Genomic DNA, 6,789 nt, shown 5'->3' with positions numbered 1-6,789 from the left:
CGCAGGATCAGGTGCTGCGGTTGTTGTCGGAGTTGCAGGACGACTTCGGGTTGACCTACATCTTCGTGGCCCATGATCTGGCGGTGGTGCGTCAGGTGAGTGATCGGGTCGCGGTGATGCGTGCGGGTGAGGTGGTGGAGATGGGTGACAGCGACGCGGTGTACGAGAACCCCACCAGCGACTACACCCGCGAACTGCTCAACGCGGCGCCCGTGCTGGACCCGGACCAGGCGCGCGAGCTGCGCGCGGAGCGCACGCGCCAGCGGACCGGGTGAGCGGCGGACGGGAGCGCCGCGGGCCCCGGGGACGCCCGTCCCCGGGGCCCCGCAGGGATCAGAACATGGTGCGCTTGCCCGCCAGCGAGTCGATCCACTGGTGCAGGTGGGCCGACCAGTCGCGCCCGGCGCCCTCGTGGTGGTCGACGCTGAAGCGGTGGAAGGTGTCGCGGCTCTCGGAGAAGAGCAGGCCGGGCTTCTTGTCCAGTTCCAGCACCACGTCCATGCCGCGCTCGTCGGTGACCAGGGACAGCTCCAGCTCGTTCAGGCCCCGGTAGCGGCTGGGCGAGAAGAACTCGATCTCCTGGTAGAAGGGCAGCTGCTGGCGGGTGCGCAGGATGCGGCCCTGCTCCAGGTCGGCCTGCTTGAAGGAGAAGCCGAGGGAGGCCAGCGAGTCCAGTACGGCCAGCTGCGAGGGGAGCGGCTCCACGGCCACCGGGTCCAGGTCTCCCGGGTCGACCGCGCCCGCCACGTGCAGGCGGGTGTTCACACCGACGTTCATGCGGTGCAGGTGGCGGCCCCGGTGGACGGTGACGGGGGTCTCCCAGGGCACGAAGAGCTCGAAGGGAAGCTCGAAGCGCTGGCCGGGGGCCAGGGTCACGCCGCCGCCGATCTGGACGCGGTGGAACTCCAGGTCGCGGACGCCCTCGTGGTCGCCGCTCTCGACCTCGACCCGGGCCTGGAGGCCGACGGTGAGCCGCTCGACCTGCTGCTCGACGTTGCCGCCCTCGATGACGACGGTGCCCCGCAGGGTGCCCCCCGGGGTGGTCACGGCCGAGTGCAGGGTGGTTTCCACCGAGGCCCCGCCGAATCCGATACCGGCGAGCAGGCGCTTGAGAACCATGGAAGACCTTTCTGTACCGCCCCGCGTCGGGAGAAGGGGGCGGGGTCGGGCGGCTGTCTTCTGGTAACGACGTCGGAGGAACGCACTCGGTTCCCGGACGAAGGTCCCTGTTTCGCCCGAAGCGGCCCGGGAGCTGGTCGCGCCGGGGGCGGTCCCTGTCCTGTTCGGGCGGGACGCGTCCGCGCCGGGACGGACCCCCGCCCCGCCCGGCCCGGCTTCAGGCGGTGAGCCCGCGCAGCAGGGCGCGCAGCCCGTGCTGGAAGCGCGCCCGGGACTCGGCGGTGTCGGGCGCGTCCTCCTCGTCCTGGTGACGGACCTGGTGCACGACCGAGCCCACGCAGTAGGAGTGCAGGGCGTCGGCGGCGCGCTCCAGGTCCTCGCCGCCCAGGCCCGCCTCGGCGAGGGCGTCGTGGACCAGGGCCCGGGTGGCGTCGCTGCTCGGTGTCCGCGGGGCGCGGTGGACCAGCAGGGACAGCGCCCCGGAGAACTCCAGCAGCCGGTCCCGGTAGGCGTCGGCCCACTCGGTGAGGCGCACGTCCCAGGGCCGGGTGTCCTCCTCGGGCTCCTCCGTACCCTCCGCCTCCTCGGTCTCCTCCTCGTCGAGGGGGGCGGTGCCGGTGGCCGCGGGGGAGGTGACGTAGGCGGCGATGGCGTTGAACAACTGCTCCTTGCCCAGCGGGAAGTGGTGGTAGATGGCCATGGCCTCCACCTCCAGCGCGTCGCCCAGGCGGCGCATGGACAGGCCGCCGAGCCCGCGGCCAGCGATGATGTGGAGCGCCTCAAGGATGATGCGCTCGCGGCTGAGTCCGGCGTAGTTCCTGCTCACAGGTGGTCCTTTCGGGGGTGTGCGCCGTAAAGGTGGCAGATCGCGGGCCGTGCGGCCACCACCGACGCGCGGCCCGGCTCGCAAGATGATGTTGGTCACCTCTAGAGTGGCCCCGTCCGACGGTACGCGTGGTCTGGAGCACACAATGGGACTTGCCAAGCAGAGCACGGCTCAGGCACGGGAGAGCCTGGCCTCCGACCAGGAGAGCGCGCGGCGCCTGCCCGAGCTCCTGCGCACGGTGGCCGAGGCGCAGGAGGCGCTGGAGAGGGCCCGCACCTGGGACGCGCCGGTGGAGGAGCTGAACCAGCGGGGCCTGGACCTGGACACGGCGCTGACCGAGGCGATGCGCGCCGCCTACGCCCGGGAGCGGGTCCTGGTGGGGCCCAAGGGGTACGAGGACCGGATCCACCGGCGCAAACGGCTGGCCCGCCCGCAGGTGCGCGAGGCCACCCAGGTCGCCGAGCGGCTGCTCACCGCCCGTGAGACCCACCGCCTGCACGGGATCCAGCGGGTGCCGCGCCAGGCGGTCTGACACCGGCGGCCCCGGTCCGCAGCCTCGGGGCGGTGCACGCACGATAGTTTGGTGTCCGGTCCGGTCCGGTCCGCGGCCGGGCACCACAGCAGGCGACGGTGGGGAGCGCAGTGGCACATGGCGGATTTCATCCGCGTCGATCCGACGTCGAGGGTACCGCCCTACGAACAGATCAGGTCGATCGTGGCCATCGCGGTCGCCAACGGTGAGCTCCCGGTCGGCTACCGGCTGCCCACGGTGCGCGCGCTGGCGGGCCAGCTGTCGGTGGCGGTGAACACCGTGGCCCGCGCCTACCGCGAGCTGGAGCAGGCCGGTGTGGTCGAGACGCGGGGCCGCTCGGGGACGTTCGTCGCCGCGGGGGGCGACGACCAGCGCGCCGAGGCGTTGGCCGCCGCCCGGGCCTACGCCGAGGTGATCTCGCGGGTGGGCCTGGACCACGACGAGGCGGTGGAGATCCTGCGCGCGGCGCTGCGGGGCTGAGTCCCGCAGCGCCGCCGCGCCTCCCGGCGGTTCAGGCCCCGGTGACGATCCCGTAGAGCTCGTAGGCGCACAGCACCACGAACAGCGATCCGGCGAGGGTGAGACCCGCGTTGCTGACCCAGCCGTTGCGCCACTCGCGGGGGGTGCGCGAGGAGTTGAGCAGCCACATCAGGGTGAAGGCCAGGAACGGCATGAAGAAGGCGCCCAGTACCCCGTAGGCGATGACCAGCTGGAAGGGCTTGCCGATCAGCAGGAGCAGCATCGGCGGGAAGGTCAGCCAGAGCATGTAGCCGCGGAAGGCCCAGCTCCTCTGGTTCTCCCCCGGGTCGGTGTTGGTCCTGCCCCGCAGGTGGTTGACGAAGTCGGCGAACAGCAGGCTCACGCCGTTCCACACGCCGATGATGGAGGAGTAGGCGGCGGCGAAGAAGCCGATGAGGAAGGCCGTCGCGACGAACCCGCCGAACCGCTCGCGCAGGATGTCGCCCAGCTGGAGCAGGCCCTGGTCGCTCTGCTCCAGCGCGACGCCGCTGGCGTGGAGCAGCTCGGCGCCCACGATGAGCATCGCCACGACGAAGACGCCGGTGGTGATGTAGGCGACGCGGTTGTCCAGGCGCATCATCCGCATCCAGCCGGAGTCGCGCCAGCCCTTGGAGTTCACCCAGTAGCCGTAGGCCGCCATGGTGATGGTGCCGCCGACGCCGCCGACCAGGCCCATGGTGTAGAACACCGACCCCTCCGGGAGCATCGGGACCAGGCCCCTGAGGGTCTGGCCGATGTCGGGGACGACGTAGATGGCCAGGCCGACCACGGTGACGAACATGACGCCCACGAGCACCGTCATGATCTTCTCGAAGACGGCGTAGCGGTTGAACCAGACGATCACCAGGCCGGAGATTCCGGCCAGGATCGCCCACACCTCCAGCGGTACGCCCGGCATCAGCGCGGCCAGGGGCAGGGCCGTGGCGGACATGGCGCTGGCGCCGTAGACGAAGCCCCAGATCACGATGTAGGGCGCGAAGTAGACGGTGGTCCACTTACCCAGGCTGCTCCACCCGGCGAAGATGGTGGTCCCCGTCGCCAGGTGCCAGCGTCCGGTGGCCTCGGCCAGGGAGATCTTGACCAGGCAGCCGACGATGGTGGCCCACAGCAGGGCGTAGCCGAACCGGTTGCCCGCGATGAGTGTGGCGACCATGTCGCCCGCGCCCACGCCGGTGGCCGCGACGACGATGCCCGGACCGATCTGCTTCCACGTCGCCCTGCGTTGTTCGATGGCTGCCATCGTGTCCTTCCCCTGGTGGGACCGGTGTGGTCCGTGGTGGGCACGACTGTAGGCCTTCGGGCACAAGGGTGAATACGGGCAGGTAAGCGACGGGGGCGTTCCGTGGCGGAATCGATATGTTGCGGGTCACGTCCGACGCCGGGTCAGCGGCGCAGGCCCACGACCGAGACGACGTAGAACAGGATTAGCCCGAGCCAGACCAGCGGCAGCGCCGCCGGGCTGCCCAGGGCCGCGGTGATGGCGGAGATCGGGATGCTCACGCCCAGGCACACCAGGGAGAGCACGAAGCGCACGGTGTTGGAGGGCATGCCCGCCTTGGCCGACTCCGTGTGCGCCTGCGTGGCCATGTGGTGGCGCACGCGCGCCTCGACGGTGCCGTCGATGCGTTCGACCAGTGAGGCCGCCACGGCCTCGTCGTACTCGGGGCCGAGTTCGCGGCTGGCGCGCAGCGCGGCGGAGATCTCGTCGCTGTGGCGCTGGGGGTGGTCGGTCATGGCCACCATCGTCGCACCGGCCCGTCCGCGGCGGCCCGGTGCGGACGCGATACCGGGGACGAACCAGGGTTCGCCCTGAGGGTTTCGGACACGGCTCGGGGCCGCCCCCGGTGGGGAGCGGCCCCGTGTCGCCTGTCGAGCCGGGCCGGTCTAGCTGGCGAAGTCCAGCAGCTGCTGGGCGCGGCTGGGGTGGCGCAGCTTGGACAGCGACTGCTTCTCCAGCTGCCGGATGCGCTCGCGGGTCAGCCCCAGGTGCTTGCCGATCTCGTCCAGGGTGCGCGGGCGGCCGTCCATGAGACCGAAGCGCAGGGACATGATGGTGGCCTCGCGCGGCTCCAGGTCCGACAGGGCGTTGCGCAGCTGGTCGGCCATGAGCTGGCGGTCCACCACCTCGGAGGCCTCCGAGGCGTCCACGTCCTCGATCAGGTCGCCGATGCGGGTCTCGCCGTCCTCGCCGATGGTGGAGTCCAGGCTGATGGGCTGGCGGGTGACCCGCAGCAGCTCCTCGATCTGGGCCGGGGTCTTGTCCAGCTCCAGGCCCAGCTCCTCCGGCGTGGGCTCGCGGCCCAGCACCTGGTGCATGTCGCGCTCCAGGCGGCTGACCTTGCTCAGCAGCTCCAGGACGTGCACGGGCAGGCGGATGGTGCGCGCGGAGTCGGCGAAGCCGCGCTGGATGGCCTGGCGGATCCACCACATGGCGTAGGTGGAGAACTTGAAGCCCTTGGTGTAGTCGAACTTCTCCACGGCGCGGATCAGGCCGAGGTTGCCCTCCTGGACCACGTCGAGCAGCGACATCCCCCGGTCGCTGTACTTCTTGGCCACCGACACCACCAGGCGCAGGTTGGCCTCCAGCATGTGGGACTTGGCCTTGCGGCCGTCCTCGGCCACCCACTCCAGCTCGTCGACCTCGACCTCGGCCAGCGGGGCGGAGCCGTCCACCTCGCCGTGCAGGCCGAGCCGGTACTCGGCGTAGAGTCCGGCCTCGACCCGCTTGGCCAGGTCGACCTCCTGCTCCGCGGTGAGGAGCTGGCGTCGGCCGATGGCCTTGAGGTAGGTGTGGACCGAGTCGCCCATGGCGGGGGACTGGTCGTCGAGGTCGGCCTCGCCGGTGTCCGGATCGGTGGTGGTCTGGGCGGGCTCGGCCTTCTTGACGCGCCGTGTGGAGCGGGTCTTCCTCCGGGGGGAGGGGCCCTTGCGCGGCGCGGCCTTGCCTTCGGCCTTGTGTGCCTCGTCGGTGTCGGGCACCGTGGCGATGAGAGTGTCTTCCAGCACGTCGTCCTCGGCGTCGGGATCGGCCACCGGTGCGGAGTCGTCGCCCCCGTTGGCGAGCCTGACCCCGTTCTCGGTGAGTTCACGCAGGATGGATCGGCCGTCGCCAGTGGAGACGGCGGCCGCGGTGAAAGCGGCACGCAGTTCGGAGAGGGACAGGTGCCCCTGGGCGCGTCCGCGGTCGAGCAGGTCGGTCAGGACCGCGTCGGCGGACGCGTCGTCGCTGCGAGCGGTGTCAGCGGGGGCTCCGGCGGTGGGTGCCGGAGCGGCTGGGGCAGTGCTCGTCATCGGGGCACCTCCCTCCCTTCCAAGACGTGTGGCACGCGGCGGACGGTTCCCGCCGGCTGGACGCGCCAATATGTCCAACGTGTTGGGGAGTCAAATGTTCCCTGTCTCGATTGGATATCAGCCGAAGTGGCGTAGATCACTGCGACGGAAGTGGCCAAACGCTGTAGGGAGCGGGTAAAGGAGCATGCCCGGAACTGTTGCGGGTGGGGAAGGGGGGCCGGTTGGGGGGAGAGCGCAGGGGCACGAACGTGTGGACCGAGGGCTGTCACCAACTGCGGACCTCCTTGGGAGAGGGGCCGAGGGACCGGATTACTCAGGTAGACGTCGGAGGACCTGGGGAAGTTCCCCGCCTTTTGTCCGACACGTCCGTGACCGGCCGTTCCGCGCGGGGCGGCCGGACCGCCCGTCCCCGGGCCGTCACTGCTGTTCGGCGGGCACCGGCGTGGTGGGACGCGGTACCCGACGCGCCCCAGGGTCCCACGGGCGGAAGGCGCGCCGGTAC

General features: G+C 71.1%; 8 protein-coding genes. 3 read left to right on the top strand and 5 right to left on the bottom strand.

Annotated features, from left to right (window positions below; translation table 11 throughout):
- On the top strand, nt 1-275 hold a 275-nt coding region (locus FYW99_RS28405), incomplete at its 5' end, for an ABC transporter ATP-binding protein (RefSeq protein ID WP_150255073.1).
- A 58-nt stretch (nt 276-333) separates the two neighbouring features.
- Here the strand turns inward: FYW99_RS28405 and FYW99_RS28400 are convergent.
- Together FYW99_RS28400 and FYW99_RS28395 are read right to left on the bottom strand one after the other, a co-directional pair.
- On the bottom strand, nt 334-1,119 hold the full coding sequence (locus tag FYW99_RS28400) for a sporulation protein (RefSeq protein WP_150255072.1): 786 nt from the start codon (nt 1,117-1,119) through the stop codon (nt 334-336).
- A gap of 217 nt (nt 1,120-1,336) precedes the next feature.
- Nucleotides 1,337-1,945: a TetR/AcrR family transcriptional regulator gene (locus FYW99_RS28395; RefSeq protein WP_150255071.1), complete on the bottom strand. Its 609-nt coding sequence runs from the start codon at nt 1,943-1,945 to the stop codon at nt 1,337-1,339.
- Nucleotides 1,946-2,090: 145 nt separating this feature from the next.
- On the opposite strand from FYW99_RS28395, the gene FYW99_RS28390 reads away from it, so the two are divergent.
- On the top strand, nt 2,091-2,477 hold the full coding sequence (locus tag FYW99_RS28390) for a hypothetical protein (RefSeq protein WP_150255070.1): 387 nt from the start codon (nt 2,091-2,093) through the stop codon (nt 2,475-2,477).
- 117 nt (nt 2,478-2,594) lie between these two features.
- Nucleotides 2,595-2,957: a GntR family transcriptional regulator gene (locus tag FYW99_RS28385; protein ID WP_013153598.1), complete on the top strand. Its 363-nt coding sequence runs from the start codon at nt 2,595-2,597 to the stop codon at nt 2,955-2,957.
- A gap of 31 nt (nt 2,958-2,988) precedes the next feature.
- Here the strand turns inward: FYW99_RS28385 and FYW99_RS28380 are convergent, their stop codons facing one another.
- From FYW99_RS28380 to FYW99_RS28370, 3 genes are all read right to left on the bottom strand, one after another.
- Nucleotides 2,989-4,236, bottom strand: coding sequence for an Nramp family divalent metal transporter (locus FYW99_RS28380; protein ID WP_150255069.1), 1,248 nt, complete (start codon nt 4,234-4,236; stop codon nt 2,989-2,991).
- A gap of 143 nt (nt 4,237-4,379) precedes the next feature.
- Nucleotides 4,380-4,739 carry a hypothetical protein gene (locus tag FYW99_RS28375; protein ID WP_150255068.1) on the bottom strand — a complete coding sequence of 120 codons (360 nt, stop codon included), beginning with the start codon at nt 4,737-4,739 and terminating at the stop codon, nt 4,380-4,382.
- 141 nt (nt 4,740-4,880) lie between these two features.
- Complete coding sequence (locus tag FYW99_RS28370; protein WP_150255067.1) at nt 4,881-6,287, bottom strand: sigma-70 family RNA polymerase sigma factor; 1,407 nt, start codon at nt 6,285-6,287, stop codon at nt 4,881-4,883.
- Between the last annotated feature and the right edge of the window lie 502 nt (nt 6,288-6,789).

This window comes from Nocardiopsis deserti (assembly GCF_008638355.1).
GTDB classification, from domain to species: domain Bacteria; phylum Actinomycetota; class Actinomycetes; order Streptosporangiales; family Streptosporangiaceae; genus Nocardiopsis; species Nocardiopsis alborubida.
Note: the sequence above shows the minus strand (reverse complement) of the source record. Positions and strands in the feature narration are given on the sequence as shown.